This window comes from Mediterraneibacter hominis (assembly GCF_014287475.1).
In the GTDB taxonomy this organism is placed as follows: Bacteria; Bacillota; Clostridia; order Lachnospirales; family Lachnospiraceae; genus Mediterraneibacter; species Mediterraneibacter hominis.
In genome coordinates this window covers 1,440,962-1,454,795 of record NZ_JACOPF010000001.1, presented here as the reverse complement: position 1 = coordinate 1,454,795, position 13,834 = coordinate 1,440,962, and the positions used below count along the sequence as shown (strand labels likewise).

The 13,834-nt window shown below is 40.5% G+C and carries 17 protein-coding genes; 14 read left to right on the top strand and 3 right to left on the bottom strand.

What is annotated here, in order from left to right:
* The first annotated feature begins 81 nt into the window (after window positions 1-81).
* Together pyrF and H8S37_RS07035 are read left to right on the top strand one after the other, a co-directional pair.
* Window positions 82-1,011, top strand: a complete 930-nt coding sequence (pyrF, locus tag H8S37_RS07040; RefSeq protein ID WP_186875286.1) for an orotidine-5'-phosphate decarboxylase — start codon at window positions 82-84, stop codon at window positions 1,009-1,011.
* Window positions 1,012-1,170: 159 nt separating this feature from the next.
* Complete coding sequence (locus tag H8S37_RS07035) at window positions 1,171-1,806, top strand: GNAT family N-acetyltransferase (RefSeq protein WP_186875285.1); 636 nt, start codon at window positions 1,171-1,173, stop codon at window positions 1,804-1,806.
* A gap of 35 nt (window positions 1,807-1,841) precedes the next feature.
* Here the strand turns inward: H8S37_RS07035 and H8S37_RS07030 are convergent, their stop codons facing one another.
* On the bottom strand, window positions 1,842-2,075 hold the full coding sequence (locus H8S37_RS07030; protein WP_186875284.1) for a helix-turn-helix domain-containing protein: 234 nt from the start codon (window positions 2,073-2,075) through the stop codon (window positions 1,842-1,844).
* Between the two features lie 113 nt (window positions 2,076-2,188).
* Window positions 2,189-2,350, bottom strand: coding sequence for an Arc family DNA-binding protein (locus tag H8S37_RS07025; RefSeq protein WP_186875283.1), 162 nt, complete (start codon window positions 2,348-2,350; stop codon window positions 2,189-2,191).
* A gap of 146 nt (window positions 2,351-2,496) precedes the next feature.
* Here H8S37_RS07025 and H8S37_RS07020 point away from each other — a divergent pair, with 146 nt between their 5' ends.
* The 12 genes from H8S37_RS07020 (at window position 2,497) to trxA (ending at window position 12,010) form a co-directional block, all read left to right on the top strand.
* Complete coding sequence (locus tag H8S37_RS07020; RefSeq protein WP_186875282.1) at window positions 2,497-3,162, top strand: hypothetical protein; 666 nt, start codon at window positions 2,497-2,499, stop codon at window positions 3,160-3,162.
* Between the two features lie 321 nt (window positions 3,163-3,483).
* Complete coding sequence (gene pyrE / locus H8S37_RS07015) at window positions 3,484-4,164, top strand: orotate phosphoribosyltransferase (protein WP_186875281.1); 681 nt, start codon at window positions 3,484-3,486, stop codon at window positions 4,162-4,164.
* A 12-nt stretch (window positions 4,165-4,176) separates the two neighbouring features.
* Complete coding sequence (locus H8S37_RS07010) at window positions 4,177-4,326, top strand: hypothetical protein (RefSeq protein WP_186875280.1); 150 nt, start codon at window positions 4,177-4,179, stop codon at window positions 4,324-4,326.
* 90 nt (window positions 4,327-4,416) lie between these two features.
* Window positions 4,417-4,920, top strand: coding sequence for a VanZ family protein (locus H8S37_RS07005; RefSeq protein ID WP_330604873.1), 504 nt, complete (start codon window positions 4,417-4,419; stop codon window positions 4,918-4,920).
* Window positions 4,895-5,266 carry a DUF6142 family protein gene (locus tag H8S37_RS07000; RefSeq protein ID WP_186875279.1) on the top strand — a complete coding sequence of 124 codons (372 nt, stop codon included), beginning with the start codon at window positions 4,895-4,897 and terminating at the stop codon, window positions 5,264-5,266. The genes H8S37_RS07005 and H8S37_RS07000 overlap by 26 nt, the downstream gene beginning before the upstream one ends.
* Window positions 5,267-7,348 (top strand): aminopeptidase, encoded by a 2,082-nt coding sequence (locus H8S37_RS06995; RefSeq protein WP_186875278.1) that lies wholly within the window; start codon window positions 5,267-5,269, stop codon window positions 7,346-7,348.
* Window positions 7,349-7,437: 89 nt separating this feature from the next.
* A complete protein-coding gene (gene purE, locus H8S37_RS06990; RefSeq protein WP_186875277.1) occupies window positions 7,438-7,950 on the top strand; it encodes a 5-(carboxyamino)imidazole ribonucleotide mutase in 513 nt (170 codons plus the stop codon).
* 12 nt (window positions 7,951-7,962) lie between these two features.
* Window positions 7,963-8,988, top strand: coding sequence for a phosphoribosylformylglycinamidine cyclo-ligase (gene purM / locus H8S37_RS06985; RefSeq protein ID WP_186875276.1), 1,026 nt, complete (start codon window positions 7,963-7,965; stop codon window positions 8,986-8,988).
* Window positions 8,982-9,605 carry a phosphoribosylglycinamide formyltransferase gene (gene purN / locus H8S37_RS06980; protein ID WP_186875275.1) on the top strand — a complete coding sequence of 208 codons (624 nt, stop codon included), beginning with the start codon at window positions 8,982-8,984 and terminating at the stop codon, window positions 9,603-9,605. The genes purM and purN overlap by 7 nt, the downstream gene beginning before the upstream one ends.
* A 17-nt stretch (window positions 9,606-9,622) precedes the next feature.
* Window positions 9,623-10,894 carry a phosphoribosylamine--glycine ligase gene (gene purD / locus H8S37_RS06975; protein ID WP_186875274.1) on the top strand — a complete coding sequence of 424 codons (1,272 nt, stop codon included), beginning with the start codon at window positions 9,623-9,625 and terminating at the stop codon, window positions 10,892-10,894.
* Window positions 10,894-11,550, top strand: coding sequence for a Crp/Fnr family transcriptional regulator (locus H8S37_RS06970; protein WP_186875273.1), 657 nt, complete (start codon window positions 10,894-10,896; stop codon window positions 11,548-11,550). Before purD ends, H8S37_RS06970 begins: the two co-directional genes overlap by 1 nt.
* A gap of 151 nt (window positions 11,551-11,701) precedes the next feature.
* Window positions 11,702-12,010 (top strand): thioredoxin, encoded by a 309-nt coding sequence (gene trxA / locus H8S37_RS06965; protein WP_186875272.1) that lies wholly within the window; start codon window positions 11,702-11,704, stop codon window positions 12,008-12,010.
* A gap of 92 nt (window positions 12,011-12,102) precedes the next feature.
* Here the strand turns inward: trxA and abc-f are convergent, their stop codons facing one another.
* Window positions 12,103-13,584, bottom strand: a complete 1,482-nt coding sequence (gene abc-f, locus H8S37_RS06960) for a ribosomal protection-like ABC-F family protein (RefSeq protein ID WP_186875271.1) — start codon at window positions 13,582-13,584, stop codon at window positions 12,103-12,105.
* Between the last annotated feature and the right edge of the window lie 250 nt (window positions 13,585-13,834).

The following is a 13,834-nucleotide window of genomic DNA, read 5'->3' as shown; positions in this document are numbered from 1 at the left end:
ACGGTTTTATGTTATGATAATAAATAAGTAATATTGTGCTGCAAAAAGTACCAAAAAACATAGAGAGAAAGAGGAAAAAGCATGATTAACAAGTTAGTGGAAAAGATTAAAAAAACAGGAGCTCCGATTGTTGTTGGGTTGGATCCGATGTTAAATTATATTCCAGAGCATATACAAGAAGCGGCATTTTCAGAATTCGGAGAGACTCTTGAGGGAGCTGCGCAGGCAGTCTGGCAGTTCAATAAAGAAATCATTGACAAGACCTATGATCTGATACCGGCAGTAAAACCGCAGATTGCTATGTATGAACAGTTTGGAATTCCAGGTATAGAGGTATTTAAAAGAACCGTAGATTACTGTAAATCAAAGGATCTGGTTGTGATCGGAGATATAAAAAGAGGGGATATAGGCTCTACGTCCGCTGCTTATGCGACAGGGCATCTGGGCAGGGTAAATATAAGGGGAAATGAATGTATTCCGTTTGGAGAAGATTTTGTGACTGTGAATCCATATCTTGGTTCAGATGGTGTGAACCCGTTTATTGACGTGTGTAAAAAAGAAAAGAAAGGGTTGTTTATTTTGGTAAAGACGTCCAATCCTTCCAGCGGGGAGTTTCAGGATCGTTTGATAGAAGGACGCCCGCTCTATGAGTTGGTTGGAGAAAAAGTAGCAGAGTGGGGAGAAGAATGTATGGGAGATGCATACAGCTACATCGGCGCTGTTGTAGGTGCCACCTATCCTGAATTGGGAAAAGTGCTGCGGGAAATTATGCCAAAAGCGTATATCCTAGTTCCAGGATATGGCGCTCAGGGCGGACAGGGAAAAGATTTAGTACACTTTTTCAATGCGGACGGTCTTGGAGCAATCGTAAATTCTTCTCGTGGTATCATTGCGGCATATAAGCAGGAAGCATATGCAAAATATGGTGCGCAGAATTTTGGAGATGCTTCCAGGGCAGCGGTAGAGGCGATGGTGAAGGACATAAGCAGTGCAATTGAAGCAAAAAGATAAAGAAGATTATAGCAAGCTATATAAATATTCGACGGATAATAAGAGATGCAGACTGTTGCGTGCAGCCTGCATCTTTTGGTAATGAATCACAGACAGAATAAAGCAGCATATATCTGACCTGAAAGGACAGAACTATGCAATAGGAAAGGAGAATCTGACATGATAAATATACGAAATGAAAAAGATGCAGACTATAAAATAGTGGAGGATATTACAAGACGGGCGTTTTATAATCTTTATATTCCAGGCTGTATAGAGCACTATTTGGTCCATAATATGCGCGGACATAAAGATTTTATAGCGGAGCTGGACTTTGTGCTTGAGCTGGACGGACAAATTATAGGGAATATCATGTATACAAAGGCAAAACTAGTGGATAGAAATGGAAAGGAGAAGGAGATTCTTACCTTTGGGCCTGTCAGTATTGCTCCGGAGTATCAGAGAATGGGATATGGGAAAATGCTTATGGAATATTCTTTTGAGAAAGCAGTGTCACTTGGTTATGATGTGATAGTTATATTTGGCAGTCCTGCCAATTATGTAAGCCGTGGATTTAAAAGCTGCAAAAAGTATAATATTTGTGTGGAAGGCGGGAAATATCCGGCGGCAATGATGGCAAAAGAATTGATTCCCAATACGCTGGACGGGAGCCAATGGTTTTATTACGACAGTCCTGTAATGGCAGTGAAAGAGGAAGAAGCAAAAAGATATGATGATACATTGGAAAAACTGGAAAAAAGAGTTCAGCCGAGCCAGGAAGAATTCTATATTATGAGTCATTCTTTTATAGAGTGAGAAAACCTGTGTAAAATTTTATGTTATTTAGAAAATTATTCCAGTAGTTTATCGTATGTGGTTTCCAAACAATCGCGAATACCTCGAAGCTGTGAAACGGAAATGTGTTGAATACCCCTCTCGATTTTTACAAGGGATTCTCTTGTGATGTTCACATTTTGTAGTTGTAGCATACGGACAAGTGTTGTTTGCTTTATTCCTTTTTCAAGGCGGATTCTGCGAATGTTATTTCCAATATTACCGTCTATCTGTTTGATTTTCTGTTCCATACTAACCTCTTCTGAAAGAACTTAAAATAAGTTCGCTTAGAACTTTATCTTAGTAAAGGAAAGTGATAAAATGGGACTAGAACTAGTCCACTTTGGCAGATTTAGCATGGAAATTATTTTAAAGTGCCATGTTTTTTTTCGTGCTGTGAGATTGCCTGACGAATAAGATATAAGACTTCGCCATTTATGGAACGTCCGTCAAATTCAGATAAGCTCTTTAATTTCTTGTGCGTTTCTGAATCAATGCGGAGTCCTAGATGTTTATCTTTTTCCATAGAGATTCTCCATTTTTCTTTAAATATAAGTACAAAATAAGTTCAAATGATATGCTTATTGTATGAAATGTGAGAACAGTTATGCCTAATATGGACTTGTTTTAAGTACATTTTATTTTTTGAAATGAAAGATTAGGAGGTCTGAAATGATTATTGGAGAAGAATTAAAAATATTGACACAAAAAATAGGAGTAGAAGAATTATTAGATAAGATTTTAAAAATGTATTTTAAAGAAATGCGAGAAAAATGTTTGCATGATGTTGAAAAAGAATATCAAGAAAGTAGAAAATCCTTGGAACGAATTTTAGATGATGACCAGAAAGCAGGGTTAAAGACGATAGAAGAATTATATGAGGAAAATTATAAATATTGTATAAGCTTTGGATTTAAAAAAGGGCTGTATTCTGGTTTTGAACAATACTTTATGGAAGAAAGTACAAAATCTCCTTTTGATGAATATGTACATGATAATCTTCTGACGATGCCCAATATGAGAAAACATAGAAAATATTATGAGCGTAAAACAAGAACAAATGAAATATTTGAAAGAATACAAAAAAGTTTAAAAGAACATGACTCAGAACAAATGACGACATTTTTTTGTACTTTTGGAGAAAAAGAGTTAGGAGTCTTGAGATATTCATTCTATATGGGGTATCGTTATGCGTTGGATATTGTTGAAGAAATAGATTTGTTAGGAACGGTAAAAATTACAGAAAAGATATTGTACACAGAGTATAAACTAGGTTTTACGATGACGAGAAAAGAAAGGGAGAAACAAGAAAAGCACCTTATGAAAGAAATTGAATAAAAAAAGAAGGGGGCATACTGATTAGGGAAGCAATACGAAAAAAAGAGGAATTATCGTGCGATTTTGAGAGGTGTTTCTCGATTGAAATAAACATGAAACTGTGTTAAAATTGAAAAGATTTAATAGTTCTTTTCCTGATTTTATTAGGAAAGAAGGAAGTGATGGGAAAATCACTCGGCGGAAGATACTCTGTTTGAGAAAATGGAGAGGTTTGAAAGACGGTGCAGCTAAACCGAAAATGGTGTAAAGTTGGTGCTGCAGAGAATAAAAATAAGATAGAAAGGCTTGCAAAAGCCTGTAAATACAGGAGGTTTTAAGGATATGGAACAATACAAGCAGGAATTTATCGAATTTATGGTAGAAAGTGATGTGCTGAAATTCGGTGAATTTATGTTAAAGAGCGGCAGAAAGTCACCGTTTTTTATGAATGCAGGTGCTTATGTTACTGGTTCGCAGTTAAAGAAGCTGGGGGAATACTATGCAAAGGCGATCCATGACGTATATGGGGATGACTTCGATGTTTTATTTGGACCGGCATATAAGGGGATTCCGATCAGTGTGGTGACAGCAGTTGCATACAGTGAATTATATGGAAAAGAAATCCGCTATTGTTCTGACCGTAAAGAAGAAAAGGATCATGGTGCGGATAAAGGGAGTTTTCTAGGCAGTAAGATTCAGGATGGGGACAGAGTTGTAATGATTGAAGATGTTACAACTTCCGGAAAATCTATGGAAGAGACGGTTCCGAAGGTAAGAGGAGCAGCGGATGTGGAAATCGTTGGGCTTATGGTTTCTTTAAACCGTATGGAAGTAGGAAAAGGCGGAGAAAAGAGCGCACTTGAGGAAGTGAAAGAGTTGTACGGTTTTGATACAAATGCAATTGTAACAATGGAGGAGGTTGTAGCACATCTCTATAATAAACCGTGCAATGGAAAAATTGTGATTGATGATACATTAAAAACGGCGATAGATTCATATTATAAAATATATGGAGTAAAATAAGGAGGCAGGTTTATGGAAAAAGCGTACCGTACAATGCGCAGTACAGGAGCAGGGAATATTGCTTTGGGAATTATTATAATGGTTACAGGAATAGCGGCAGGGATACTGACGATTGTAAATGGGGCTCGCCTGCTTAAAGATAAGAAAGAAATTACATTTTAGATATGTCTGTTTCAAAGAGGACATACAGTATAAAAAAGGGGATGTTTGCACATCCCCTTTTATACCTTATATTTAGAATAAACAGGAGATTTGGCATTACAAGAAGGAGTAGTATTTTTGAGCAGGCAGCATATTAAAAAAATTCGGGCACTCGGAAAGATACTGTTTGTGCTGTATCTTATATTTTTATTGTATTTCTTAATCTTTTCAGATTGGTATGGAAGGACAGGAGTGCTGCAGGAATATAGTTATAATCTGGTATTATTTAAAGAGATAAAGCGGTTTATTATATATAGAGAAACATTGGGAGCATTTGCAGTATTTACAAACCTGTTTGGCAACATCTTGATTTTTGTTCCATATGGTTTCTTTATTTCAATGGCGAGCAAATCCAGAGGCTTGTCAAAGACATTTGTATACAGCTTAGGTTTAAGCCTTTGTGTAGAGATTTTTCAGCTATTTTCGAAAGTAGGGAGTTTTGATGTCGATGATCTTCTGCTGAATACGACAGGAGGCATTGTCGGATATATTTTATTTATAATCTGCAATGGAATAAGGAGAAAACAGTATGTTCGGAAACGAAAAAAGCACTAAAGACAGACAGAAGGAACGAGAGAGGAAAAAGAGAGGAACAAGGAAATACGGACAGGCAAAACTGAAACACTCCAGGATGGGCGTATATTCCTGTTTTTATGTCCTTGCAGCAGTCTTGATAGTAGCCGCCTGTATTCTTATCTCTTTTTTAATGAGTGGGAAAACGGCAGGATTTATTGGAGGACTTGGAATTTTATCTATTGTTCTGGGTATCCTTGGAGTAAGGGCAGGAATGAAAGGCTTAAGGGAGAGAGAAAAAAATTATATTACCTGTAAAATAGGTATAGTGGGAAATATGTTAATTTTAGTATTTCTGCTTATGATATTTATAGGAGGATTGAGATAAATGGAATGGTTTGTGCGGCAGGCGAAAAAAAATGAAGCATATAAAGAACGACATCAGTTATCAACAGACAGACTGAAAACGATTGTGACAGAGGAAACAACAGGGGAGAAGTACTGTCCGTATTTTCAGATGATGGCAGCATTTCTGCTGGAACTGGAGGCGGTTCGGCGAAAAGTGGAAAGCGGAGCGTTTTCTTCAATGGAAATTTCAGATATGAAAGAGATAAATGATACATTATATGCAGATATTGTCGGAAAGGCTTACGAGAAAAGTTACGCAAATCCGACGTATGCCTCCGAAAAGCTGGGGGAGGAGCTGGGAGTGCTGTTAAGCTGTCTGTATGCGGAATTTCGTGCAGGGATTCCGTACGCCTTTGAGAACCGAATGGATTATCTGACGATTTTAAATGAGCTGTTTTTAGAAGTGTATCATTGTTTTGAGGAGGAAAAGGAGCCGGACTATAAGACGATACGAGATATTTTATATTGGTATGCCAGTGATTACTGTGACGTATTTTTAAAGGAACGGATTGAGGAGCAGCTTTATCCAGAGGAATCCTTCGCGGCAGAATGGATTGAAAAAGCAGATCTGGAAAGTAATAAATATCTGTATTGCTTTGGGGAGTATATTACAGAGAATGAACTTCAGACTGCAAAACATCTGCATGCGCTTCCAGAAGAGACTATCCAGAAGATGGCAGATGTATTTACAGAGGGGTATCGAATAGGCTTTATCAATACAGGAAAGGATTTGTCAAAAAAGTCCGTTGTGAATATTCGTTATACACTTGGCTTTGAGAGGGTAGTAAGGCAGGCTGTCCAGAATTTTGCAGAAATGGGGCTAAAACCAGTTATTTACAGGGCAGCTTCCAGTGTGATTACGAAGAAGGAGCAGTATAAAATCGGGTATTGCGGCGGTACTGCAAATAAACAGTATGATTACGATCACCGTATGGATCAGGCATTGTTTATGGACAAACGGTATATGGAACGTAAGCTGGATGTGCTTAAGGATACGTATGAGAAAAATAAGGAACAGGCGGCTTGCTTTGCGGGGCCGGCAGTTATGGAGATTTTTGGAGAGACTCCATTTTCACCAGAGGCAAAAAAAGAAGCGCCTTCCTACAGCGAAAAGCAGCGTAAAATTTCTCTTGCTTATGACAGTAAATCCGGACAGATCACGAACCAGTATATTAAGGGAGAGGAACGCAGTTTTACGATTATCGCCTATCCCGTTCCGGAAATCGGGGAGAAGTATGAGGAAATCTTTGACGAGGTCATCCGTATTAACACATTGGACGCGGCTCTCTATGAGAGAGTACAGCAGACGTTGATTGATGCGTTGGACGAAGGTGAATATGTCCATGTGACTGGAAAAGGGAAGAACCAGACAGATATAAAAATCCAACTGTATCCATTGAAAGATAAGAAGAGAGAAACCATATTTGAAAACTGTGTTGCGGATGTCAATATTCCTGTGGGAGAGGTGTTTACTTCTCCGGTTTTAGAGGGAACCGAAGGAGTCCTGCATGTAAGTAAGGTTTATTTAAACGGTCTGCAGTACAAGGATTTGAGGCTGGAATTTAAGGAAGGGCGGGTGACAGACTATACTTGTAAGAATTTCGATTCTGAAGAAGAGAACAGAGAATACATCTATGATAATATACTCCACAGCCACGACAGTCTGCCGCTCGGTGAGTTTGCCATTGGCACAAATACTACGGCATATGTGGCGGCCAGGAAATATGGAATAGAGGAGAAGATGCCGATTCTGATTGCAGAAAAAACAGGCCCGCATTTTGCGGTGGGAGACACATGTTACAGTTGGAGTGAGGACATTCGTGTCTATAATCCAAATGGCAAGGAGATTGTAGCAAAAGACAATTCTATCTCGGTTTTGCGCAAAGAGGATGTACAAAAAGCATACTTTCAGTGTCATACAGATATAACCATACCTTATGAAGAGTTAGAAGAAATAAGTGTAGTGACAAAAGAAGGGAAAACGATTATACTATTAAAGGATGGGCGGTTTGTGCTGGAAGGGACAAAAGTTCTCAATGAACCGCTTGATAAGGAATTATAATAAATACAAAGGATTCTGTTCGGATAAGAAAGCAGGCATTTTTAATGTTTTGCGTTCTTGTCAAGAAAGTAAAGAAAGGTGGTAACCAAATGCCAAAAGTAGGAATTGTAATGGGCAGTGACTCTGATTTAAAGGTGATGAGCAAGGCTGCTTCCATGCTTGAGAAGCTGGGGATCGATTATGAAATGACAATTATCTCTGCACACCGTATGCCGGACGTATTTTTTGATTGGGCAAAGGCAGCAGAAGGAAAAGGAATCAAAGTAATTATCGCTGGAGCAGGTATGGCAGCGCATCTTCCGGGAATGTGCGCAGCGCTTTTTCCAATGCCGGTTATCGGTGTGCCAATGTCTGGAAAAAACTTAGACGGAGTGGACGCGCTATATTCGATTGTACAGATGCCGCCGGGAATTCCGGTTGCAACGGTTGCCATTGACGGAGGAATGAATGCAGCGATACTTGCGGCAAAGATTCTTGCCACTTCAGATGAAGAGATCTTAAATAAATTAAAAGCGTATTCTCAGGAAATGAAAGAGACCGTACAGGGAAAAGCAGATAAATTAAATGAACTTGGATATGAAGAATATCTGAACAGAAAATAGGAGATAAGCGGTATGGATTATAAAAATGCGGGTGTGGATATAGAAGCAGGCTATAAATCAGTAGAATTAATGAAAAAGCATGTGCAGGAAACCATGCGTCCGGAGGTTTTGACGAATCTGGGAGGGTTTTCCGGAGCTTTTTCAATGGAAAAGTTTAAAAATATGGAAAAGCCAACGCTTGTGTCGGGCACTGACGGCGTCGGCACAAAGTTAAAGCTGGCGTTTATTTTAGAAAAGCATGATACGATAGGGATTGACTGTGTAGCAATGTGTGTCAATGATATTGCATGCGCAGGAGGAGAACCGTTGTTTTTCCTGGATTACATTGCATGTGGAAAAAATGAACCTGAAAAAATCGCGACGATCGTCAGCGGTGTCGCGGAGGGCTGCAAGCAGTCAAATGCTGCCCTGATCGGAGGAGAAACAGCGGAAATGCCGGGCTTTTATCCGGAAGATGAGTATGATCTTGCGGGATTTGCAGTCGGTGTGGTGGATGAGAAGGATTTAATAACAGGGAAGGAATTAAAACCAGGAGACGTTTTGATTGGCATGGCTTCCTCCGGTGTGCACAGCAATGGTTTTTCCCTTGTCAGAAAAGTGTTTAACATGAAAAGAGAAGCGCTGGATACATATTATGACAGCTTGGGCTGTACGTTGGGAGAGGCGCTGCTTGCTCCGACAAAAATCTATGTAAAAGCATTAAGAAGTATAAAAGATGCCGGTGTGACAATCAAAGCATGCAGCCATATTACAGGGGGCGGATTTTATGAGAATGTTCCGCGCATGTTAAAAGAGGGGACTCGTGCGGTGATAAAAAAGGACAGCTATCCGATTCCGCCTATTTTCCAGATGTTGTCTGTAGACGGAGACATTGAAGAGCATATGATGTATAATACATTCAATATGGGGCTTGGCATGGTGCTGGCAGTAGAAGCGGCAGATGTAAAAAAAGCAATGGCAGCAGTAGAAGCAGCAGGAGAGAGGCCCTATGTAGTTGGACAAATCGAAGCGGGAGAAAAAGGAGTTACCTTATGTTAAGAATTGTCGTGATGGTGTCCGGCGGAGGGACAAACCTGCAGGCAATTATCGACGGTGTAAAAGACGGTACGATTTCCAATACGGAGATTGCAGGAGTTATCAGCAACAATAGAAATGCCTATGCTCTGGAACGTGCCAGAATAAACGGGATAGCAAATATATGTGTTTCTCCGAAGGAGTATGTATCGAGGGAAAGCTTTAATGAGGAGTTACTAAAGACGGTGGACGCATTTTCACCAGATTTGATTGTACTTGCAGGTTTCCTGGTCGTGATTCCGCCTAAGATGACAGCGAAGTATGCAAACCGTATGATTAATATTCATCCGTCTTTAATTCCTTCTTTTTGTGGTACAGGTTTTTACGGACTGAAGGTACATGAGGCTGCACTTGCGCGTGGTGTAAAGGTTGCCGGAGCAACGGTACATTTTGTGGACGAAGGGACAGATACGGGGCCGATACTCTTGCAAAAAGCAGTGGAAGTGCTGCCGGAAGATACACCCGAGATACTGCAGCGCAGAGTGATGGAGCAGGCAGAGTGGAAGATTCTTCCGCAGGCGATAGACTTGATTGCAAACGGTAAAGTGAAGGTAGAAGATAAAAAAACGGTGATTATATAAGTAAGAGGAGAATACGAATGAAAGTATTGATTGTTGGAAGCGGAGGAAGAGAGCATGCCATCGCGTATTCTGTGGCAAAGAGTGAGAGAGTAAGTGAAATATACTGCGCCCCGGGAAATGCAGGAATCGCCGAATATGCGCAGTGTGTAGAGATTGGGGCGATGGAATTTGAAAAACTGGTAACATTTGCGACAGAAAAAGAAATCGATCTGTGTATTGTGGGAATGGACGATCCACTGGTAGGCGGGCTGGTGGATGAGATGGAAAAAGCCGGTATCCGCACGTTTGGCCCAAGAAAAAATGCCGCGATATTGGAGGGCTCCAAGGCATTTTCTAAAAATTTGATGAAGAAATATCATATTCCAACTGCAGCGTACGAGAATTTTACAGATCCAGAGAAAGCACTTGTGTATCTGGAGACAGCGAAATTTCCGATTGTCTTGAAAGCGGATGGACTTGCACTCGGAAAAGGAGTATTGATCTGTCAGAATTTAGAAGAGGCAAAAGAAGGCGTAAAGACAATTATGCTGGATAAGAAATTCGGAACCGCCGGCAATGAGATGGTGATCGAGGAATTTATGACAGGAAGAGAAGTATCTGTTCTTTCCTTTGTAGATGGAAAGACGATCAAGACCATGACCTCAGCCCAGGATCATAAACGTGCCGGAGACGGGGACACCGGCTTAAATACCGGAGGAATGGGGACATTTTCTCCAAGTCCGTTCTACACAAAAGAAGTAGAAGCATTTTGCGAAAAATATATCTATCAGCCTACGGTAGACGCCATGGCGGCAGAAGGGCGGCCCTTTAAGGGGGTTATCTTCTTTGGTCTTATGCTGACGGCAGAAGGCCCTAAGGTACTGGAATATAACGCTCGTTTTGGGGATCCGGAGGCACAGGTCGTACTTCCGCGAATGAAAAATGACATGATCGACGTAATTGAGGCATGTATAGACGGTACACTGAATAAGCTGGAGCTCCAGTTTGAGGACAACGCTGCTGTCTGCGTGGTACTTGCCTCTGACGGGTATCCGGTGAAATATGAGAAAGGCTTTCCCATAGAAGGTCTGGAGAAATTCAAAGGCCAGGACGGATATTATTGTTTCCACGCGGGAACGAAAAAAGAGAACGGAAAAATCGTGACGAATGGCGGACGTGTGCTCGGCGTGACTGCCAAAGGAAAAGATTTAAAAGAGGCGCGTGCAAATGCGTATAAAGCGACAGAGTGGATACAGTTTGACAATAAGTATATGAGACAGGACATCGGTAAGGCGATTGACGAGGCGTAATGGAAGAATTATTGAGGCAGGCGCTGCCGTTTTGGGAAAATTTGACAGAGAAAGAGAAAAGAAAACTGGTCTCTAAGACGACAAGGTCTTCTTGCGTGAAACATTCGCTCCTTCATTTTGGCGGAGGAGAGTGTGCCGGCGTTCAGGTGATCGAACAAGGCAGGGCGCGTGTGTTTATTACATCACAAAACGGTGGGGAAATTACTTTGTTTCGTCTGCTGGAGGGTGATGTGAGTATTTTGAGCGCCGCGTGTATGCTCAACGGAATGGATATTGAATTGGATATGGAAATGGAGACAGATACGATTCTCTGTACGATCCCAAAGTCTGTTTATAAAGAGCTGTACGACGCTAACAGTGCTGTGAAGGATTACACAGTAGAAATGATTTCCGAAAAATTTTCCGATGTGATGTGGCTGTTTCATCAGTATGTATTTTCGAATGTGGCATCTCGGCTTGCTGGCTCTCTTTTGGAGCATCGGGCATTAGAAAAACAGGATGTATTCTCCATTACCCACGAGGCGCTGGCAAAGGATGTAGGCACTGCAAGAGAAGTAGTAACCAGACTTTTAAAGCAGTTTCAGACGGATGGACTAGTGAAGCTGACAAGAGGGAAAATAGAACTTTTGGATGTCAGGCGTTTGGGAAAAATATAACAGAAGAATTTCCTGTAAAATGTGATTTTGTCACAGACATTTTTCTGTATTGTGGTATACTAAGAGCATAACAAAGGCAATCTGTTCATACAGATTGTCAGAAACTTAAAAAGAAATTCCTTAGTATAGAGGAGACAGGAGGAGTAGAAATATGGCAGTAATAAAATTGACAGAGGCAAATTTTGAACAGGAAGTAATGCAGTCAGATAAACCGGTATTGATCGATTTCTATGCAGACTGGTGCGGACCATGCCAGATGATGGGGCCGGTTGTAGAAGAAATCTCCAACGAAGTGACAGATGCAAAGGTATGTAAGGTCAATATAGATGAGGAGATGGCGATTGCGCAGAAATATGGCGTGATGAGTATTCCTACTTTCGTAGTGATTAAAAACGGAGAAGTCACTGCAAGGGACATGGGGGCAAAACCCAAAAGCGCTGTGCTGGAAATGTTAAAATAATTGTGACTTAAACTGGTATTATTAAAAGAAACAGACAGAATCCATATCAAGTACACATGTAAGAGTATGAGATGGAATTCTGTCTGTTTTTATTATAGTGGTATGATTTCTGTTGCAATATTTTGCGTGAAGGTATGGTCGTGCTCTATGAAGAGGAGCGTAGGCTTGTACTTTAATAGAAGCTCTTCCAACTGCATACGGGAGAAAATATCAATAAAATTAAGGGGCTCATCCCATAAAAACAAGTGAGCTTCCTGACACAAGGAGGAGGCCAGCAAAATTTTTTTCTTTTGCCCTTCACTGAACAGCTCCATATTTTGTTCAAATTGGTTGCTCGGTATCCCCAAATGGGCCAAAACTGTTTTAAATAAAGCCTCATTTATATTTGCTTTTTCAGCGAAGTCTGGGAGGGTACCTCTTAGGAAGGAGGCATCTTGTGGGACATAAGATATTTTCAAACCGGAAGCAATTGTATAGTTTCCTTGAAAAGGAATTGCTTTTCCGACGAGGAGCTTCAAAATACTTGATTTACCGTAGCCGTTTTTTCCTGTCAGAGCAATGCGGTCTCCGGTATGGAGTTCCAGTGTAAGTGGAGCAAACAGAGGCTTCTTGTCATAAGTGACAGTAAGCTTTTGTAAAGACAATAATCTGTCTGTGTGGAAGTTGAGTGGATTGAGTTTTAGAGGGGGAACCTTTTCTATATTTTTAAGCAGCCCTCTTTTTTCAATCAAAGCAGTCTGCTGACGGGCTTCTAACGATTTAGCCCGTTTCATCATCTTGGCAGATTGATGTCCGATATGTCCGCGATCAGGGCGCAGGCCGGCGGTGCGAGTTCCTGTTTTTGTCTGTTCTATTTTATCGGCCCAGATTGATGTCCGTTTAGATGCAATATCCAATTTTCGAATATCTTTTTTCAGTTTTGCGTTTCGAGCTTCTTCCAAACGGTCTGTCGCTTGTTTGTTTGCGTACCATGAGGAGAAATTTCCTTTTTGTACTTCTATATTTTGACGGTTGAGTACAAGCACATGGTCAATACAGGTATCGAGAAAGGCTCGATCATGGGAGACAAGAATAAATCCTTTTTTAGAAGAGAGATAGTCTGCTACCTTTTGTCGTGCCTGTGCGTCTAAATGGTTTGTGGGTTCGTCAATAAGCAAAAATGTATTTTCCCTGAGAAAAAGAGCTGCAAGAAGCACCTTCGTCTGTTCTCCCTGGCTGAGTGTGCAAAAAGGACGGTAGAGAATGTCTCCTGGGCATGTCTCCATCTGGTTTAACTCTTTGGAAATCTGCCACAGCTCTATATCGGGATTCAAATGTTCCAGTATATGGAGAGTGATAGCAGAAGGATTTTCTATAGGGAATGGAAAATATGCAAAATCTTCAGAGGCATGAATACTGCCGGTGTATGCATACTGTTTCATCAGCAGTTTTAAGAAGGTTGTTTTGCCTCTTCCATTTCTTCCGATAAATCCAAGTTTCCAGTCTGTATCAAGCTGAAAGGAAACGTGATCGAAAAGAATATTGTAACTGTTTTCATAACAAAAAGTCAGTTCATTTATCTGTATGATAGACATAGAATTGTACCTCCAATCTTTAAAACAATAAAAGGAACCGCAGAAAAGCTTTTCAACGGTTCCTTTTGATTACAGTTCTTATACAGGAGCATACAAAACTCCTGCCAAGGTACAAAGTAAATCCGAATAAATGAAAGAACTTTCCTGCGCTGGCACAACAAAAAATGACAGACTTCTGCCTGGAATTTATTGTGCACATGTAATTAACAGGAAAGTTTCTTCATCTTTTCATCTCCAATCTTACAAAAAG

Bases quoted from the DNA above. Each gene is read 5' to 3' on its own strand.
- pyrF (WP_186875286.1), top strand. From the start codon at position 82: ATGATTAACAAGTTAGTGGAAAAGATTAAAAAAACAGGAGCTCCGATT.
- H8S37_RS07035 (WP_186875285.1), top strand. From the start codon at position 1,171: ATGATAAATATACGAAATGAAAAAGATGCAGACTATAAAATAGTGGAG.
- H8S37_RS07030 (WP_186875284.1), bottom strand. From the start codon at position 2,075: ATGGAACAGAAAATCAAACAGATAGACGGTAATATTGGAAATAACATT.
- H8S37_RS07025 (WP_186875283.1), bottom strand. From the start codon at position 2,350: ATGGAAAAAGATAAACATCTAGGACTCCGCATTGATTCAGAAACGCAC.
- H8S37_RS07020 (WP_186875282.1), top strand. From the start codon at position 2,497: ATGATTATTGGAGAAGAATTAAAAATATTGACACAAAAAATAGGAGTA.
- pyrE (WP_186875281.1), top strand. From the start codon at position 3,484: ATGGAACAATACAAGCAGGAATTTATCGAATTTATGGTAGAAAGTGAT.
- H8S37_RS07010 (WP_186875280.1), top strand. From the start codon at position 4,177: ATGGAAAAAGCGTACCGTACAATGCGCAGTACAGGAGCAGGGAATATT.
- H8S37_RS07000 (WP_186875279.1), top strand. From the start codon at position 4,895: ATGTTCGGAAACGAAAAAAGCACTAAAGACAGACAGAAGGAACGAGAG.
- H8S37_RS06995 (WP_186875278.1), top strand. From the start codon at position 5,267: ATGGAATGGTTTGTGCGGCAGGCGAAAAAAAATGAAGCATATAAAGAA.
- purE (WP_186875277.1), top strand. From the start codon at position 7,438: ATGCCAAAAGTAGGAATTGTAATGGGCAGTGACTCTGATTTAAAGGTG.
- purM (WP_186875276.1), top strand. From the start codon at position 7,963: ATGGATTATAAAAATGCGGGTGTGGATATAGAAGCAGGCTATAAATCA.
- purN (WP_186875275.1), top strand. From the start codon at position 8,982: ATGTTAAGAATTGTCGTGATGGTGTCCGGCGGAGGGACAAACCTGCAG.
- purD (WP_186875274.1), top strand. From the start codon at position 9,623: ATGAAAGTATTGATTGTTGGAAGCGGAGGAAGAGAGCATGCCATCGCG.
- H8S37_RS06970 (WP_186875273.1), top strand. From the start codon at position 10,894: ATGGAAGAATTATTGAGGCAGGCGCTGCCGTTTTGGGAAAATTTGACA.
- trxA (WP_186875272.1), top strand. From the start codon at position 11,702: ATGGCAGTAATAAAATTGACAGAGGCAAATTTTGAACAGGAAGTAATG.
- abc-f (WP_186875271.1), bottom strand. From the start codon at position 13,584: ATGTCTATCATACAGATAAATGAACTGACTTTTTGTTATGAAAACAGT.